Below are 17,947 nucleotides of genomic sequence, written 5' to 3'. Positions count from 1 at the left end.
TTTTGCTCTTATTTCTTTAGTTTTTCCTTAGGAAGGAGTAATTTTTAGCATGAAAGCTAAAATACTGCGGGTCAATTTAACTAAAAAATGCTGGCAGGAAGAAAAGATCTCCTTAAGTAAAATGGCTGGTGGGCGCTATTTAACCTCTTACCTAATAAGCCGAGAAGTGCCTCCCCATACCCGGCCCTTTTCAGAGCAAAATAAAATCATACTCGCTTGCGGACCCTTAGCTGGCCAAGGCATATCCAGCGCTAGCCGTTTGTCCGTAGGCTCTAAAAGTCCTTTAACCGGGGGGATAAAAGAAGCTAACGCTGGAGGCACGGCAGGCGATGCTTTAGCGAGGCTCGGGTGGAACGCGGTAATCCTAGAAGGACGCTCGCCAGAATGGGTTATTTTGGTATTAGAAGAGCAAGAGGTAAAGTTTTTACCTGCCGAAAGGTACTTGGGTTTAGGCAATTATAAGACCGCCGAGCTTTTGCACCAAGAATGGGGAAAGGACTATTCCCTCATCCTCATCGGCCCGGCAGGAGAAAAGAAGTTGTGGGCCTCCGGGGTTGCGGTCACTGACCCTTGCGGCCGTCCCAGCCGCATGGCTGCAAGAGGCGGTTTGGGAGCTGTAATGGGGAGCAAGCGGGTAAAGGGGATCTTGCTCCCTTATGGACAAGTTTCACCTTCCCTAAGGGAAAAAAGGTGGTCACTTATAGAAGCCAAGAAAGAATTTCACCACCTTATATTAAAAAGCGAGCGCATTAAAATACTAGCTAAGTACGGTACTGCGGAAACTCTAGGGCTTGTGAACACTTTGGGAGCTCTGCCCACGCGAAATTTCCGGCAGGGCCAGTTTGAGCTGGCCCACTTAATCAACGGGGAGGCTTTGTTTAATCTAATAAAAGAGCGGCAAGGAGCGGGTAAGCATACCGAAAAATGCATGGCTGCTTGCCTAATCCGGTGCTCAAATGTCGTTCCCGCCCCTGATGGTACAGAGATAGTGGCTCCTTTAGAATATGAAACCTTGGGCCTTATGGGCGCCAATTTAGGCGTCTCTGATCTGGATAGCATCGCGCGCTGGAATTATTATTTAAACGATCTGGGTTTAGACACCATTGAAGTAGGGGCTGCCTTAGGAGTTATGGCCGAAGCGGGGCTGGCCACCTTCGGCCAACCTTTAAGCTTCGAAAAAATAATCCTAGAAATATATAAGGACGGCCTTCTAGGTAGATTAGCTGGTATGGGAGCCTCCTTCTGCGGCCTGGCTTTAGGAACTGAGCGGGTTCCTGCCATCAAAGGTCAAGCTATTTCCGCCTACGATCCCCGGGGGGTTAAAGGAACAGGCCTCACTTATTTAACTTCTCCCATGGGAGCTGATCATACAGCAGGCCTGACTGTTTTTGCTCCGGTAGACCATCACACCAAAGAAGGTCAAAAGGAATTATCCTTTAGAACACAGATTATCCGGGCAGCCTATGACGCCTTAGGCCTTTGCGTTTTCCTCCTTTCCGCCACCGGTCAACATCCAGATAAAGTAGTAAACTTGCTTAATGCTTGTTATGATTTAGAGCTTAAACCTCACTATTTAGAGGAATTAGGTGCGGAAGTCATCTCTATAGAGAAGGCTTACAACACGGCGGCCGGTTTACCGGAGGTAGAAGAGCTACCAGAATTTATGAAGGAGGAACCCTTAGACCCTTATCACCTCTCTTGGGATATACCACCAGAAGAGCTGGCCTGCTTTTGGGAAAATCTTAAGGTAGGGGGAAGAAAACCTTGACCATCAAATCCTTCTATTTGCCCACCAGAATATATTTTGGCCCTGGGGCGCGGCGAAAGCTTTCTTCCTTTTTGCAAGCAGGAGATCGCGTGCTAGTGATCACTGATCAGGGACTGGTGCAAAGCGGGACCATAGGCAAACTAGAAGAAGTGTTAAACGAAATAGGATGCCTCTGGGAAATTTTCAACGAAGTACCGGCTAATCCCCAAGCTTTAGATGTGGAAAAAGCCTTAAAAGTAGCTAGGGATTTTAAAGTGACGGCTGTTGTCGCCCTGGGCGGAGGCAGCCCTATGGATGTGGCCAAGGTGGTCAGCGCCCTTATCACCAATGGCGGTAGGTTAGAAGAGTACCAATGGGAAGGTAAGCCCTTCACTTTACCAGGTATCCCCCTCTACATGTTACCCACTACCGCCGGTACAGGGAGCGAAGTAACCCAGGTAGCCGTTATAGTAGATCGTGCTACTAAAAAAGGTATCCGGAGCGAAAAATTGTTGCCCTTGGCTTCTTTCATAGATCCTGAGCTTATGCTGACTCTCCCCCCTTTTATCACAGCTATAACCGGTATGGATGCCCTCACCCATGCTATCGAAGCTTTAGTGGCGCGGGGAAGCCACCCTCTAACCGAATCTTGGGCAGCTACAGCTATAAAGCTTTTAGGCCAGTACTTAAGAAGGGCCTTTGCTGCAGGTGATGACCTTAGGGCTAGGGAGCAGGTGGCTATGGCCAGCACTTTAGCCGGGGCAGCCATGGACCAAGCAGGATTAGGAATTGTCCATGCCCTAGCCGGCCCCCTCTGCAGCCATTATGATATACCTCATGGTTTGGCTAATGCTATACTTCTTCCCTGGGGCATGGAATATAATTTGGTGGCTGTCCCTGAAAAGTACGCCTATATAGCCACCCTTTTGGGGAAAAAGACAAAGGGAGAAATCCGCGCAAGGGCCAGGGAAGCCGTAACAGCTGTACGCGAACTTTTAAGCGATCTAGAATTGCCTTCTACCTTGGCAGACTTTCTTAAAGAGAAAAAGAATCTAAATCAGCTTGCCCAAGAGGCAGCCAATATGCCCTTAGCTTCTTCCAACCCGCGGCCAGTTTCGGTATCTGTTTGCGAAGCTATCCTGGAAAAGGTCTTAAGATAGATATAAAGCTTCAAGGAGGGCTAAATTAGTGGGGTAGAAATTTCCTTTTTCGGTTTCTGGCAGGTGTTATTTAAAACTAATAGCTTTGAGCTCGATATCCCTTCCCCGCAAAGCATTTCTTCTTTACTTGAACTTCTATCCTCTCAATTTCCTTCCTTGCGGGACCCCACCTTAGCCAATATGTTAGGCTTAAGTTTAAACGGCCGGCGAGTCCCCCGGGAAGAGTGGGAGAGGACCTTAGTAGAAGAAGGAGATAAAATTGAGATTTTCAACGCTATAGTAGGAGGTTAATTAGGAGGGAGATTAAGAAAATGGGAAAAATGGCATGGGTAGATCTTACAACCCGTCAAATTAGGGTACAAGAAGTCCCCAAAGAATATACCTTAAAGTACTTAGGGAGCCGGGGGATAGCAGCTAGAATACTCTATGATCATGTAGGGCCAGATATTAGCCCCTTTGATCCCCGCAATCTTTTAATCTTTTCGGTGGGTCCCTTTACAGGAACTCCTTGGCCCTGCGGGGCTCGCTATACAGTTACCTCCAAATCACCAGCCACCGGCGCCTATGGCTACGCTAACAGTTCGGGCTTCTTTGGCCCTGAATTAAAAAAAGCAGGCTACGAGCTGGTAGTTATCACTGGCAAAGCGCGGGAACCTGTATACTTAACTATATTTGATGAACAAATCAACATCCTACCAGCCCGGGATCTATGGGGGAAAGCTACCGCCGAAACTGAAAGTATCCTCCGCCAAAGATATCCAGGAAGCCGGGTGGCTTCCATAGGTCCCGCGGGGGAGAATCTGGTATACTTTGCGGCTATTATTAACGATTACGCCCGGGCTGCAGCCCGCACTGGCATGGGTGCGGTCATGGGTTCTAAGAACCTCAAGGCCCTGGCAGTCAAAGGTTCCCAGAAGCTCTCTTTTCCCCCTGAATTTATAGCTATAGCGCGGGAAGCCATGGCCCGGGTGCGCGAACATCCTGGTAGCCAGGCTTACCGCCAGTGGGGCACTGTAGCGTTGATCGCTTCTAAGAACAGGATAGGCGATATGCCTTCTAAAAATCACCGCTGGGGACAGTTCCCAGGTTGTAAAAACATTGATGCAGAAGCTGTAGCTCGTTACACAGTTCGCACCCAAGGTTGTTTTGCCTGCCCCATTAAATGTTCCCGCGTAACTTCTGTCCCGGAAGGACCCTTTAAAACCCCTGAAACCGAAGGGCCCGAATACGAGACCACCAATGCCCTGGGTTCCAACTTGTGGAACGATAATATAGAAGTGATCATCCATGCTAATAAGCTATGTAATGAACTGGGATTAGATACCATCTCCACTGGTCTGGTTATCTCTTTTGCTATGGAAGCTAGGGAAAAAGGGCTCCTCCAAGGGGATAAGTATAGCCTAGCTTGGGGAGATCCGGAAACCATCTTGGGGCTCATCCGGGATATAGCTTACCGGGAAGGGATAGGCGAGCTTCTCGCGGAAGGGGTAAAAGAGGCCAGTATGAAGCTAGGGGGCTTAAGCCGTGAGTTTGCTCTTCATGTAAAGGGAGTAGAGATCCCGCGGCAAGAAGGCCGGGTGCTTAAAGCCTTTGGGTTAGCCCATGCTACCAGCAACCGGGGAGCAGATCATCTCTATGCCCTGCCAGTGATCGATGTGGCTGGGAAAATAGATATAGCTAAAGAGTGGTTGCCGAAATGCGGCCCCGAGCTTATGGAAGTAACTTCCGAAAAGTTTAAAGCCCATATGGTCCGCTTTACTGAAGCTTGTAATGCCTTGGCGGATGCCTTAGGAATTTGTAAATTTAGCTTTACCGAAACCTATGCTTTATCCCCTTATGACCTGGCCAAAGGATTACGAACCTTAGGGATACCTATTAAAGACGAAGAAATTTTACTTGCTGGACAGCGGATAGTAAATTTAGAACGCATGTATAACGTGCGCCATGGTTTTAACCGGAAAGACGATTATCTCCCGCCACGCTTTTTAAAAGAACCTTTAGACGTATACGTTCACCCTGAAGATATTGAAAGGGTTTCCCCCCAGGAGGCCGAACTCCTTTATAAAGGATTGACCATTGATCTCGATACTATGCTAGACGAATACTATACCTTGGGCGGGTGGACCAAAGAAGGCATCCCCACTCCTGATCGCCTTAAAGAACTAGGCCTCGAGGATTTGGTTAAAGATCTTCCCTAAAAAGAGCATTATACCGTGGAAATGATACCATTTCCTGGTAAATATTTTAGTAAATCAATTTCTGACGCGTATATATAAAACCTTGGTGGTATCCTAAAGTTAAAAGTACGCTATGGGGATGGTCACTGGTAGTAAAGGGCCGGGTCCGGCCTAGCCCGTATTCACCTCCAACATATACACAAGAATAGGTTAGGAAAAATTCATCCAGCAGCTTCTCTTCTATTAAATGCCAGATATAACTAGGGGCTTCCACCAAGAGGTACTCTATCCCCACCTGGCGCAAAAGCTTCATTATCTCAGAAGTAGCGGGAACCTTCCCCTCTCCCCGGGTAAAAATCTTTACCCGGGCTTTCTTTTCTTTAAATTCCCCATCCGAAGAGATAAGGGTACAATCCCTACCCAGCCGTTCTTTAAGCCATTCCGCCCCCCAAGGGGAAGTAATAATACCTACTGAAGGGTAAGAAGAAAAGATTTCATGTTCGAGGGGAAGATCAGTGCCATCAAGGGTAGCTATTAAAGGATAAGGATAATCTTCCTGTTTATTTAGTATAGTCCGGCGCGCCTCCACCAGTTCTGGATCCGCTATTTTGGCTGTCCATTTCCTTGGTACTTTTAAGGTTCCCGCGCCTAAAATTACAGCATCAGCATAAGCACGGCATACATTTAAGATCCAATAATCGGTCAAGGCCCCTTCTTTATCTATGCGATTTCCCGCTGAAATCAAATGGCCTGCTGGATTATCCAGGAAAGCCATTTTACCGTCCGCCGATAGGACCATACACCCATAAATATAGGGCCTCTTATCAGAAGGACAGGGGAAAAGGAGGGAACCTAAGACTTTTTCTACTTTAGGCGGGGTAGAAAAAGCACATTTCTCTTCTATTTCTTTAAGAAGCGCTTCATTCCGGAAGGCCAAGCAATATTTGAGATTTTGTAGCTTAAAGCTTAAAGCTTCCAAAAGATAATATACCCCCTTCACTCTAACGGGTAATGACAGGCTACTAAGTGGCCAGGAGCTATCTCCTTTAAGGTGAGCAACCCAAAGCTACACATACTCCTTCAAGTTGACCTTGGGATAGATCACTCGCTTGTAGTCTTTGCGTAAAGCCAGATCTAAGGTGGCGTCAATCCCCACTTTAGTATGGGTGCCTTCAGCATTAGTAGTAGGATCGTTTTCCATACCCTGGGCATAGGGGATATGGAAAACATCCCGCGCCGCATCTACCCGGGTAGCTAAAGCCCAGAGTACCTCGCTCGGATCGTAGATATTAACATCTGTATCTACCACAATAGCCATCTTAATATTTACATGGGTCATGAGGGCAGCCAGGGCTACGTTTTTAGGTTCTCCCTGGTTTTGTTTATCCAGAGCAATTACAGCCATAAACCCGCCCGTACAGGGTAAGAGGTGTACATTCTGTACATTAGGGGATACATGGCGGCAGAAACGGAAAAGCATGGGTTCTCGAGGTAAAACATTGCCAATATAGACGTGTTCAAAAGAACCCGGTACAATAGTCCGGTAAATGGGTTGGTGACGGTAGCATAAAGCTGTAACCTCTACCACCGGGTGCTGGTAAACTTCCCCAAAATGACCGGTAAATTCAGCCAAGGGCCCCTCTTCTTCCCGGTAATGGGGGGGGATACGTCCTTCGATTACTATTTCAGCCTTCTGGGGCACATAAATATCTACAGTCCGGCAGCGGCTGATCTCTAAAGGATGACCCCGTAAGGCGCCAGCCAGTTTCGCTTCATCCTCTTCTATCCTGAAGCCTGCTGCGATCTCTACTACAGGATCTACCCCTATGGCTATGGCTACTTCCAAGGGCTGGCCGCGTTTTTCAGCTTCCCGGTAAAACCAGGCTATATGCCTCCATTCGTTCATCATGACTGCCAATTTTCGCGGCCCTTTAAGGTGCAAGCGATTATAAGAATAGTTATGGCGACCAGTTACCGGGTCCCGGGCAATGACTATCCCCGCTGTTATATAAGGCCCCCCATCCCCGGGGTTATGGTGGGGGATGGGTAGTTGCTGGGTTAGATCTACCTCCTCACCCAACAATTCGTTCTGCCGGAATAGGGGCCGGTCCACCACTATAGGATCTATAAGATTAACTAAGGCCCTCTCTATCTTGGCATTTATATCCTTCACCTCGCACTCTAAAGCGATGGCTATCCTCTCTGTATGAGCTAAAAGACCACCAACAATAGGTATACCTGAGGGATGATCGATATTTTTAAATAGGCCAACAGGCGCTCCTTCTTGTAGCATAGTATTGATCACGTTAGCCAACTCGAATTTAATGCTCACCGGACGCTCAATTTCTACCAATTGGCCTTTAGCCTTAAGCTTATCCAAGAATTCCCTTAAATCCACTTCTCTCCTTCTCCTCCTACTTAATCTCTTTGTTCTAATCCTTTAGGTTCCAATATTTAACTTTTCTCTCATTTTCCTTCCCGGCTATAGGGTTTCCCCATAGCAGCAGGGGCCACCGTGCGGCCCACCACACCCGCCAGGACTAGCATAGTGAGAATATAGGGTAGCATAAGGAAAAATTGATAAGGCACTTTTATCCCTACTGCTTGTAGCCGCAACTGCAGAGCATCAGCCGCCCCGAATAAAAGGGAAGCGCCCATGATCCCTAGCGGGTTCCACTTCCCTACTGTCACGGTGGACCAGGCTACATATCCTCGGCCGGAAGTAAGCTTCTCCATAAAGACCGAGAGTTCACCTATGGATAAAAAGGCGCCACCCATGCCCCCCAAGATACCGGAGATTATAACAGCTATATAGCGTACCAGGCCCACATTAATACCCAGGCTATCCGCTGCCCGGGGATGTTCTCCCACAGCCCGCAGGCTAAGACCAAAAGGGGTTTTATAGATGATGTACCAAGTAAGGGGCACCAGTAAAAAAGCGATATATACAAGGGGTATCTGGTCAAAAAGGACAGGACCTAAAACGGGGATCTCGCTTAACCCAGGTATGGGCCAGGCTTTAAGGGAGGCTACGGCGGAGGGTTTAGCTCCTATACCAAAAACCATATTAAGAAGGTAACTGGTAAGCCCGATAGCCAAGATATTTATGCCTGTGCCTGCTACTACTTGATCTACCTTTACAGTGATGCTCATATAACCTAAAATTAAAGCAGTCAACATTCCTCCCACAGCACCTAAGGCTACTCCCACCCAGGGGTTACCTGTAAAATAAGAACCATAGACCCCCATAAAAGCCCCCACCAGCATAATACCTTCTAGGGCAAAATTGATAATACCTACCCGAGCAGTGAAAACACCGCCTAAGCTGGCCAGCAGTATAGGAGTGCTCATCCGGATGGTGGCCTGGATAAATCCTACAACGTTGTTAAGCTCCATGGCTTTCTTCCTCCACATAGGGCTTAAGAAAGCGTATTACATAGTTACGTAAAAGCTCATCCATAAGAACAAAGAGTATCACCAACCCTTGAATCACAAATACCAAAGAAGCAGGTACCTGAACGCTCCTTTGCATCATATTAGCCCCCACCCGTAAGGCTCCGAAGAAGAGAGCGGCAATAGCTACACCTGCTGGGTGGAGCTTACCTAAAAGGGCTACGGCCATGGCATCGAAGCCATACTCTGAGCTAAATCCTCCTAGAAGGCGATGATGTAGCCCTGCTATCTCCACCATACCCGCCAGGCCAGCAAAGGCACCGGACAAAGTAAAGGCTAACACCATATTTTTCTCTACGTTTATGCCGCTATGCCTGGCTGCCTCGCGGTTGTATCCTACAGCCCGCATCTGGTATCCTAGGGGCGAGCGCCAGAGGATAAAATATACAATAAAACAGGAGAGAAACGCTATTATAACTCCTAAATGAAGCCTGGTTCCCGGTAGAAGGTAAGGTAGCCACCCTTGCCGGGCAATCTGGGCACTCTGGGGAAAATAACCGGGGGGTTCCCTTAAAGGTACATCTAATAGGTAAGCCACCAGGTAATAAGCTATATAGTTTAGCATAATAGTGTTAATAACTTCCGATACACCCAGCCTAGCTTTTAAATACCCTGGGATAGCTCCCCATAACCCCCCGCCGATAAGACCAGCTAACATAAGAACGGGCAGAAGCAGGAAGCCAGGGAGCCAGCCCATATAAAGGCCTGCTAAAGTAGTAAATAACCCTCCTATTATCATCTGCCCTTCCGCACCTACAGAAATAAGGCCTGTGCGGTAGGCAATAGTCAAGCCCAAACCGCAGAGCAAAAGAGGGGTGGTCTTGACCAGGGTTTCGGTAAAACTCCGTACGCTACCAAAAGCGCCATAAAACATATACTGGTAAGCCACCAGGGGGTTAACCTTGGATAGGGCTATTACCAGCGAGCTTACAGCGAGGGCTAAAGATAAGGCCACCAGAGGACCTATCAAGGCAGGGACTGTTCCTTTTAGTCTTGGTTTACGTTCTACCTTAAGCATCCATTTTCCCCATTTTACTTCCATTAACTTGCACTCCTCTCCGCCACTTGGGCACCACCCATTAAGAGCCCTATCTCGGTATAAGAGACCTGACCAGGTATAACTTCTCCCATGATCCTTCCTTCATAGATCACCAATACCCGGTCCGAAAGAAGCAATACCTCATCTAAGTCGGCAGAAATAAGAAGTATGGCGACCCCTTTCTGCTTTTCATTTAGAAGCCTCTGGTGGACAAATTCAGTAGCTCCTACATCTAAGCCCCTAGTAGGTTGAACAGCCAATAAAAACTTGGGCTGGCGGGAAAGCTGGCGCGCAAGTATTATCTTCTGCTGGTTTCCGCCGGAAAAATAACGCGCCAAAGCTTCCGGGTTAGGAGGGCGAATGTCAAATTCCTTTACCAGTCTCCTCCCCAATTCCTTTACTTCTACCGGATAAAAAACCTTACCCCGGGTAAAAGGAGGCTTATCATAAGTATCGAGCACCAAGTTTTCGGCTACTGTAAAATCGAGGATAAGGCCCTCTCGGTGCCGGTCTTCCGGCACATGGGCCAGGCCAGCTTCTATACGGGCTCTAGTAGGCCAGGAGGTTATATCTTGGCCGGCAAAAATTATCTTTCCACCTTCTACTGGTCTTAGGCCCATAATGGCCTCCGCCAGCTCCTTCTGGCCGTTGCCGTCCACCCCGGCAATACCTACTATCTCGCCTCCATGTACAGAAAAGCTTATCCCTTTTAGACTGGAAGCGCTGCTCTCACCTTTTACCCGAAGGTTTTCTAATATAAGCAAGGGATAAGGCCGGGTACAAGCTACCTTAGCGTATTCCATCATAACAGGCCGCCCCACCATGAGTGAAGCTAGCTCCTCTTTAGTAGTGTCTTTAGTGTTTAAAGTCCCGACTACTTCCCCTCCCCTTAAGACCGTAACCCTATCGGAAATACGCATAACTTCCCAAAGCTTATGGGAAATAAAAACTACAGATTTGCCACTCTCTACAAATTGCCTAAGGATGCGGAATAATTCCTCTACCTCCTGGGGGGTGAGTACAGCGGTGGGTTCATCCATAACTAAAATCTCTGCTCCCCGGTAAAAAGCCTTGATGAGCTCTACCCTCTGCTGGGCACCGACAGAAAGATCCTGCACTTTGCTATCCACATCTAGCTGGAAATTATAACGGGCACAAAGTTCTTTTATCTCCTGCCGGGCTTTTTCTAGATCGAGTTTAAAGGGGCTACCTTTCATTCCCAGGATCACATTTTCGGCCACAGTTAAAGTGGGAACTAGCATAAAATGCTGGTGTACCATACCTATACCCAAGGCTATCGCATCCTTGGGGGATTGGATGTTAACTTTCTCGCCTTTAACATATATCTCCCCAGCATCAGGGGCATAAAGCCCGTAAAGGATGTTCATTAAGGTGGTTTTCCCCGCCCCATTCTCTCCTAAAAGGGCATGAATCTCGCCCCGGCGCAATTCAAAATTTACTTTCTTATTGGCTATTACACCTGGAAAACGCTTGGTTATATTGCGCATGGCCAGTACAACTTCTGAATCCACCATAAACACTCCTCGTTAAAAACCCGGGGGCAGCTCCTCCGGGAGGGTGCCCCCGGGAAAGCTTATAAGGCTAAATTACTTTTCAAAGGTGGACTTAGGCAGGATACCTTTGGCTTTTAAGGACCCATCTTTAATCCCGTTTAGCACTTCATTTATCTTGTCCATGGCGGAAGGAGGCAGTTCCTTTTCATGGCCGTGGAAAGAAGAAAGCCTTATTACCCCTTCCTTGTGACCCAAGAGGTAAAGACCCGGCTTAGCCTGGCCTTTCATGGCTTGATCGATGATATGAAGCATCATATCCTGCACGCTCTGTATAGCAGAGACTACCACGGTTTCCGGGGCTACATTATATTGATCATCTATATACCCTATAGCCTTGATCTTTTTCTGTTTAGCGGCATCTATAACTCCCAAACCTACCTGATTAGCGTTGGCGCATACCACATCAGCCCCCTGCTCGATCATAGCCATAGCCATTTCCTTACCCTTGGGGATATCAGTCCAGGATTCGGTATACCCGGTAAGCACTTTAACTTTGGGGTTAACATATTTAGCGCCAGCTTCAAACCCTTTAAGGGAGTCTACAATGTGGGGGAACTTCATGCCCCCTATCATACCCACCACATTGCTCTTGGTAACAAGGCCAGCCACTGTCCCAGCCAGGAATCCTGTTTCTGGAGTATTAAATCGATAAGATACCATATTAGGTTCCTGAAATGAATTACCGTTTACCACTGCAAAGATGGTCTTGGGGAAAGAAGGGGAAACCGCTTTGACCGCATCTGTAAATTCAAAGCCGTGGGCTATGATAAGGTTATAGCCTTTATCTGCGTAATCCCGGATGACGCTCTCAAAATCAGGCTGAGGTACATTTTCAGTATAGGCTGTCTCAATGTTAAATTTCTTTTGAGCTTCCATTAAACCTTTATAGGCAGATTCGTTCCAGCCCGCATCATTTATAGGACCAGTCAAGACCATGGCTACCCGGAATTTCTTTTCTTTCGGCTCTTCTTTAGAAGTTTTAGCTCCTCCGCCTCCTTGGGTACCACAGCCCAATAAGAAAATCCCCAAAAGTCCTATCATTAAAATCTTAGAAATGTACTTCATAGTCTCAACCCCCTATTTTGTGATAACTTTTTGCCAAGTACCTTACTTAACCGCCAGCTTACCTTAACGTTTTAAGTGAGTTTCAAGTAATTCTTCTTAGCCGAATCACCACCTTACTTACAGGATCTGGGCAGCTCACCAGGGCTTCGCCTTCCTTCTCAAAAGGTAATTGCCCGAAGGCCATGGCCATTATGGCCGGGAAAGCGTTATGGAGTAACTCCAGACACATCCCGTCTGCTTCGTAAAGCTTAAGGCAGCTATTCACTTTTACCTTAAAGGAATACCCGGGTTTTAACCCCGCGCTACATTCCTTTTCTATAGAGACTACTGTACCTTCGATGTATTTAACCATGGTCCCCTCCTTCTTCCGGGTTTGAATTATGTTTGTTTCTCCTATATAAATCAGCCTCTATAATCTCCTGGGTCTTCTGTAAGGGGCTATATACTTCAGGCAAACCTATTTTAATCATAGTTAGAAATAAGCTATCTACTATGCTAAGCTGGGAGATGCGAAACTCTATGGTCCCCGTAAAATGGGATAAGTAATTAGTTACCCCAAAGAGGCTATAATGGCTTATCCGGGCAATAGGTGAATTTCGGTTGTTAGTCAAGGAAACAATAGTAGCCCCTGTAGCCCTCGCTATCTTTAAGGCTTCTAAGATACTTATACTGGCACCAGAAAAGGAAAAACCCCATACCACATCATTAGGCTCGGAAAGCCCGGCCAGCATCTTTTGCTCCCGCTGGTCCAAAGAAAGATAGGAAGGTAAACCCATGCGTATTAATTTATGATGAGCATCTAAAGCAGTAACCGCTGCGCCTCCGGAAGCGAATAATCTTATATACCGTGCTTTAAGCAGTAGCTTGGCCACTTGCTCTAGCACTTTAGGATCTACACTGGAGAGGGCAGTATTGATAGCCTCTGTATGGAGCTGGCGCACCTTGGCTACTAAAGTAGGGATATCATCTTCTTCTGTAATACAAAGATTTAAGCTTTCCAAAGAGTAACTGGACTCCCGGGCCAGGGCCAAGCGAAAATCTTTAAAACTACTAAAACCTAAACGCTGGCACAAGCGTAAGACAGTGGTTTTACTTGTTCGGGCAAGCCGCGCCAACTCAGAAATAGAAAGGGAAACACTTTTTCCTACATCAGCCAAGATTAGCTCAGCTACCGCTTTTTCTGCAGGAGGTAATTCTTTTAAAAGCAAGGCCAGCCTCCGGGCAAGATAGGATCCCATTTTGCTGCTCCTTTTACGGCTCCTTTAGTACTCCTTAAGGGAGAGCTTTTCCGCGGCCACATTAGCCGAAAAACCTTTTACAGTTGCTTTAGGTGGTAACTAATATCTGCTATACTAGCAATTTACTTCGTAACTTAGTTACATAAAACTATATTCGACACCTTTTACTTTGTTCCTGCCGCCTTTTTAACAAAAAAATTAAACCTGGGAAATTAAACCCGGGGAAGGATAACTAGTCTTTCCAGCACCGACAAGGAAAGCAAGGCTTCCCGGGCTGGCGGTGATATTTCCTGATCAGTCTCTACAGCCATTAAAGCCCGCCCACCTGCCCTTTCCCGGGACACACGCATCGTGGCTATATTTATCTTATGGTAAGCCAGGATAGAAGCCACCTGGGCTACCACACCCCGCTGGTCAGGGTAAATAGCTACCAACCCGGGAAGCTCCCCTTTAAACTCTACCTCAAACCCGTCCAGCCGGGAAAGGAGGATCTCCCCTCCTCCTATAGAAGAGGCCACTACCTTAACATGGTTTTGGTTTCCTTTAAGATCCAGTTCCACAGAATTGGGATGGACTTCCCCTAGATCTTTAAAGCCCCAATAAACCTCCAGTCCCTTCTCCCGGGCTAACTCTAAAGCTTCCCTCACCTTTTCATCGTCGACCGTAAGCCCTAATAATCCCGCCACTAAAGCCTTATCTGTACCATGGCCTTTGAAAGTACGAGCAAAGGAACCGTGGAGAAAAATGTGGGCTTTACGGGGTTCTTCTCCCAAGATAAACCGCGCCAGCCTTCCTATGCGGATAGCCCCGGCGGTGTGGGAACTTGAAGGCCCTATCATGATAGGACCAATAATATCAAATACCCCCATTATAGATGCCCCTTATACTACTGTGGATTTTTTGTTATATTACATTTGCAGATTTGTTATACTACAGGTTTATTACTTTGGAATAGAATTACCCGCTATACACAATATCTCAATTCTAATGTAATCTGACGTACTATATAGCATGATCCCTCACTGGTCCAGCCTCTACAATCCCTAACTCTGCTTTTGTCTTCTCCCAAGCTTCCCGCCCCCAAAAGGTGACCAAAGTGGCCTCTGCTACTGCCCGTCCTAATCCCTTGACTGTAGCCATACCCACTTCATCCTCAGCTGCACCCTGCGCCTTGCCATCCTTAGTCCAGACAGTACCTCCTGTATAGCACCCACCTATGCCTCCACATACTAGCATTTCATGCATAAGGTAAAAATTGATTATAGCTTGCAGAGCCGTTTCCTGTCCTCCATGCCTCGTACCTCCCAGGGCAATAGCTCCTCCCACTTTGTTGCGCAGTTTTCCTGGGTGTACCAAGAATATGGGTCGCAAGCGGTTAAAGCAGGCGGCTAGTTGGGCAGTGATGTTCATATCATATACTGGTGATCCTATAATAAAGCCATCAGCTTCGAGGACCAATTCCTCCAATTCTTTCACATCATCCTGGATATGGCACATGGTTTTTTCTCGTATACACTTATCGCAATGGGTACAAAAGTTAATTTTTTTACCTCGCACGCTCCAGTAACGTGTAGTAATACCCGGGAACTGGGAAGCAGCTTCCAGGGCCACCTGGACAGCATACTCAGTGGCTCCTTTTCTGGGGCTCCCGCTTATACCTAAGATTACAGGCATATATCTCTCCTCCCCGATATAATAATTTTTTCGACCCCAAAATATCCTTTAATTTCCTTTAATTGCTTCTAATCTTAGCTAGTATCCTTCCCGGTGTGACGGGTAATTCATCAAAATCCAGGCCCAAAGCATCGGCCACAGCGTTTACCACCGCCGGGGCTACCGGGACTGTAGCCGCCTCACCGATACTTTTGGCCCCAAAAGGACCCGGATCCTCTCCTTCTTCCACCAGCAAAACTTTTATCTTAGGCATGTCCTTGGCCCGGAAAAGTTTATACCCCTTAAGGGAAGCGTTTACCACCTTACCTGTCTTCTTATCTAGAACGAGTTCCTCGGTAAGCCCGTAACCGAGGCCCATCTGGATACCGCCCTCTATCTGCCCTTCCACTAGTAAAGGATTGATGGCCCGGCCTACGTCATGTACGGCTACATAGTTTAAAACTTTGACCTCACCTGTTTCAGTATCCACCTCCACTTCAGCGAAGTGCACACCATAAGAATTGGGCCCAGCTAGGGAGGCAAAGCTTTCATAAGCTTTTATCTCCCGGCTTCCTTCTTTGCTAAGCTGCGCGGCTATTACAATCTCCTTTAAAGGAAGTTTCTTTTCGGGATTATCCCGGCAGTAAGCGAAGCCTTCTTTTAGCTCAATTTCTTCCTCTTTAGCCCCAAGCCTAGAAGCGGCTACTTTCAATAGCTGTTGCCGGAGGCTCTGGGCCGCCTTAAGGGCTGCATTACCGCCTACCCATATTCCCCGGCTAGCATAGGTGCCGAGATCCCAAGGGGTAAGGTCGGTATCCGCCTCTATTACTTCTATATCCTCTGGAGAGATACCTAAGACTTGGGCTACAATCATACACAACGCTGTGGTGCTCCCCTGTCCCAGATCCTGGGTACCAGTGAACATAGTTAAGGTTCCATCCTCGTTCATCTTTAAAGCGATAGAGGTCATGTCCACGTGTACCCCAAAGGTGCCATTACCGTGGTTACCCGCAGCCACCCCTATACCGCGGCGGAAGCGCCCTTCCCCTTTAGGCTTCCGTCTTTTTTCTTCCCACTCAAATTCGTTTACGCCTTTCTCCAGGCAGTCCAACACCCGGCAGTTCCCCAGGGAGGTCCCGAAGCGTGGATTCACATCATTAGGTCTTACTAGATTCTTTCTCCGAAATTCTACTGGATCCAGGCCTAGCTTCTTAGCCACTTTGTCCAGGTGGATTTCCCTCGCGGCCATGAGCTGCGGAGAACCGTAACCGCGCATGGCCCCTGCCACCGGGCAATTGGTATAAACTGGGTAAACGGTTACGCGCAAATGGGGAATGCGGTAAAGCCGGAAGGCTTTATCTATCATAGCACCAGGGACATTCAAGGCGCTAGTGGCATAAGCACCGGTGTTAAAGTAAGCCACTATATCCTGGCCCACAATAGTACCGTCTTTTTTCATTCCCGTCTTCAAGTAAAAGATAGCCGAATGGCGCGTCCTAGTGGACACCAAAACATCTTTTCGTTTCATTTCCACTAATACGGGTCTCCCGGTTTTCATGGATAAAAGGGCGGCCACCGGCTCTAGAATAGCCTCCAATTTTCCCCCAAAGCCGCCACCTACCGGCGGCTTAATAACGCGCACTTTATGCAGAGGAAGATGGAAGATCTCCGATAAGATCACTCTAGTAGCGAAAATATTTTGGTTAGCGGTCCAAACAGTAAGCTTACCGGTCAAAGTATCAAAATGGGCCAGGCTCGCGTGGGGCTCCAAGGCTACATGAGTCACCATAGGCAACTTTATGCGGTCGGTAAAAACATAATCAGCCTCCGCCAACGCTTGTTCCACATTGCCGACAGTAGCTTCAAGTTTCCTAATTAAGTTACCGCCCTCGTGGACTGGTGGTGCTTCCGGTTTTAAAGCTTCTTCAGGGTCGAATACTGCCGGTAGTTCTTCATACTCTACTTCGATGAGCCTAAGGGCTTTTTCCGCCGTTTCCGGATCATCGGCCGCTACCGCCGCCACCCGGTCGCCCACATAGCGCACTTTCTCATCAAAGATATATTCGTCCCGGGGAATATCATGTCCTTTAAAGCGGAGGGCACTGTTGTAGGGTATTCGCGGGGCATCCTTATAGGTCACTACAGCCTTTACCCCTGGTAGCGCCTCCGCCTTGCTTGTATCAATACGCTTTATCCTAGCATGGGCTACAGGGCTAAAAAGCACCCGCCCATACAACATCCCGGGAAGCCGCATATCGGCAACATAGCAAGTTCGGCCTGTTACCTTATCCACTGCATCACGTAAGGGCCGGCCCCGACCTACGACCTGACCGGTACGCGTCTCCTCTCTAGCTACTTTCACCTTCTCCCCCCGGAGCCAAGCGGCTGCAAGTTCAACGGCTTCAATTATCTTTACATAGCCCGTGCAACGGCATAAGTTATCCTGCAGGGCCTCACATATTTCTTCTCGGGTAGGATGGGGATTCTTGTCTAGCAATGCTTTGGCCGCTATTATCATCCCCGGGGTACAAAATCCGCACTGTACAGCACCGGTCTCTATAAAAGCCCGCTGCAAAGGATGAAGCTCACCATTCTGGCTTAAACCTTCTATGGTGATGATCTCTTTACCCTGGGCCTTCCTGGCCAGCAGAGTGCAGGATTTCACCGCCTCGCCATCCACCAGTACCTTGCAAGCGCCACAATCCCCAGTAGCGCAACCACATTTGGTGCCTGTTAAACCTAATACCTCACGGAGCACCTTAAGGAGCGTCCAATTAGGTTTTACCTCCAGGGTATAGAGCCGTCCGTTAATTTTAAGTTTAATGCGCTCCATTCCTTTCA

At 47.8% G+C, this 17,947-nt stretch carries 15 protein-coding genes; 4 read left to right on the top strand and 11 right to left on the bottom strand.

Annotated elements, in window-relative coordinates; genetic code table 11:
- Positions 1–49 precede the first annotated feature (49 nt).
- The 4 genes from B9A14_RS02975 to B9A14_RS02960 all read left to right on the top strand — a co-directional run bounded on the left by B9A14_RS02975 (position 50) and on the right by B9A14_RS02960 (position 5,105).
- A complete protein-coding gene (locus B9A14_RS02975) occupies positions 50–1,768 on the top strand; it encodes an aldehyde ferredoxin oxidoreductase C-terminal domain-containing protein (protein WP_084663878.1) in 1,719 nt (572 codons plus the stop codon).
- On the top strand, positions 1,765–2,907 hold the full coding sequence (locus tag B9A14_RS02970) for an iron-containing alcohol dehydrogenase (protein ID WP_084663876.1): 1,143 nt from the start codon (positions 1,765–1,767) through the stop codon (positions 2,905–2,907). Before B9A14_RS02975 ends, B9A14_RS02970 begins: the two co-directional genes overlap by 4 nt.
- 63 nt (positions 2,908–2,970) lie before the next feature.
- On the top strand, positions 2,971–3,198 hold the full coding sequence (thiS, locus tag B9A14_RS02965) for a sulfur carrier protein ThiS (protein WP_172839016.1): 228 nt from the start codon (positions 2,971–2,973) through the stop codon (positions 3,196–3,198).
- A 20-nt stretch (positions 3,199–3,218) separates the two neighbouring features.
- Complete coding sequence (locus B9A14_RS02960) at positions 3,219–5,105, top strand: aldehyde ferredoxin oxidoreductase family protein (RefSeq protein WP_084663872.1); 1,887 nt, start codon at positions 3,219–3,221, stop codon at positions 5,103–5,105.
- Between the two features lie 46 nt (positions 5,106–5,151).
- Here the strand turns inward: B9A14_RS02960 and B9A14_RS02955 are convergent, their stop codons facing one another.
- From B9A14_RS02955 to B9A14_RS02905, 11 genes are all read right to left on the bottom strand, one after another.
- Positions 5,152–6,063 carry a RibD family protein gene (locus B9A14_RS02955; RefSeq protein WP_084663870.1) on the bottom strand — a complete coding sequence of 304 codons (912 nt, stop codon included), beginning with the start codon at positions 6,061–6,063 and terminating at the stop codon, positions 5,152–5,154.
- An 87-nt stretch (positions 6,064–6,150) separates the two neighbouring features.
- Entirely contained in the window at positions 6,151–7,482 is a 1,332-nt protein-coding gene (locus B9A14_RS02950) for a UbiD family decarboxylase (protein WP_084663868.1), read from the bottom strand.
- A 68-nt stretch (positions 7,483–7,550) separates the two neighbouring features.
- On the bottom strand, positions 7,551–8,480 hold the full coding sequence (locus B9A14_RS02945) for an ABC transporter permease (RefSeq protein ID WP_084663866.1): 930 nt from the start codon (positions 8,478–8,480) through the stop codon (positions 7,551–7,553).
- On the bottom strand, positions 8,470–9,579 hold the full coding sequence (locus B9A14_RS02940; protein ID WP_084663864.1) for an ABC transporter permease: 1,110 nt from the start codon (positions 9,577–9,579) through the stop codon (positions 8,470–8,472). Before B9A14_RS02940 ends, B9A14_RS02945 begins: the two co-directional genes overlap by 11 nt.
- Positions 9,579–11,111, bottom strand: a complete 1,533-nt coding sequence (locus B9A14_RS02935) for an ABC transporter ATP-binding protein (protein WP_084663862.1) — start codon at positions 11,109–11,111, stop codon at positions 9,579–9,581. Before B9A14_RS02935 ends, B9A14_RS02940 begins: the two co-directional genes overlap by 1 nt.
- A 72-nt stretch (positions 11,112–11,183) precedes the next feature.
- Positions 11,184–12,215 (bottom strand): BMP family protein, encoded by a 1,032-nt coding sequence (locus B9A14_RS02930; protein ID WP_084663860.1) that lies wholly within the window; start codon positions 12,213–12,215, stop codon positions 11,184–11,186.
- A gap of 82 nt (positions 12,216–12,297) precedes the next feature.
- Positions 12,298–12,567 (bottom strand): TIGR04076 family protein, encoded by a 270-nt coding sequence (locus B9A14_RS02925; protein WP_084663858.1) that lies wholly within the window; start codon positions 12,565–12,567, stop codon positions 12,298–12,300.
- Complete coding sequence (locus B9A14_RS02920; protein WP_084663856.1) at positions 12,560–13,453, bottom strand: MurR/RpiR family transcriptional regulator; 894 nt, start codon at positions 13,451–13,453, stop codon at positions 12,560–12,562. Before B9A14_RS02920 ends, B9A14_RS02925 begins: the two co-directional genes overlap by 8 nt.
- A gap of 212 nt (positions 13,454–13,665) precedes the next feature.
- Positions 13,666–14,322 carry an L-serine ammonia-lyase, iron-sulfur-dependent subunit beta gene (gene sdaAB, locus B9A14_RS02915; RefSeq protein ID WP_084663854.1) on the bottom strand — a complete coding sequence of 219 codons (657 nt, stop codon included), beginning with the start codon at positions 14,320–14,322 and terminating at the stop codon, positions 13,666–13,668.
- 133 nt (positions 14,323–14,455) lie between these two features.
- On the bottom strand, positions 14,456–15,127 hold the full coding sequence (locus tag B9A14_RS02910; protein ID WP_084663852.1) for a flavodoxin family protein: 672 nt from the start codon (positions 15,125–15,127) through the stop codon (positions 14,456–14,458).
- A 58-nt stretch (positions 15,128–15,185) separates the two neighbouring features.
- Positions 15,186–17,939, bottom strand: coding sequence for a molybdopterin-dependent oxidoreductase (locus tag B9A14_RS02905; RefSeq protein WP_084663850.1), 2,754 nt, complete (start codon positions 17,937–17,939; stop codon positions 15,186–15,188).
- Positions 17,940–17,947 lie beyond the last annotated feature (8 nt).

Origin of the sequence: Thermanaeromonas toyohensis ToBE, from assembly GCF_900176005.1 — a bacterium.
GTDB lineage: Bacteria > Bacillota > DSM-521 > Neomoorellales > Neomoorellaceae > Thermanaeromonas > Thermanaeromonas toyohensis.
Note: the sequence above shows the minus strand (reverse complement) of the source record. Positions and strands in the feature narration are given on the sequence as shown.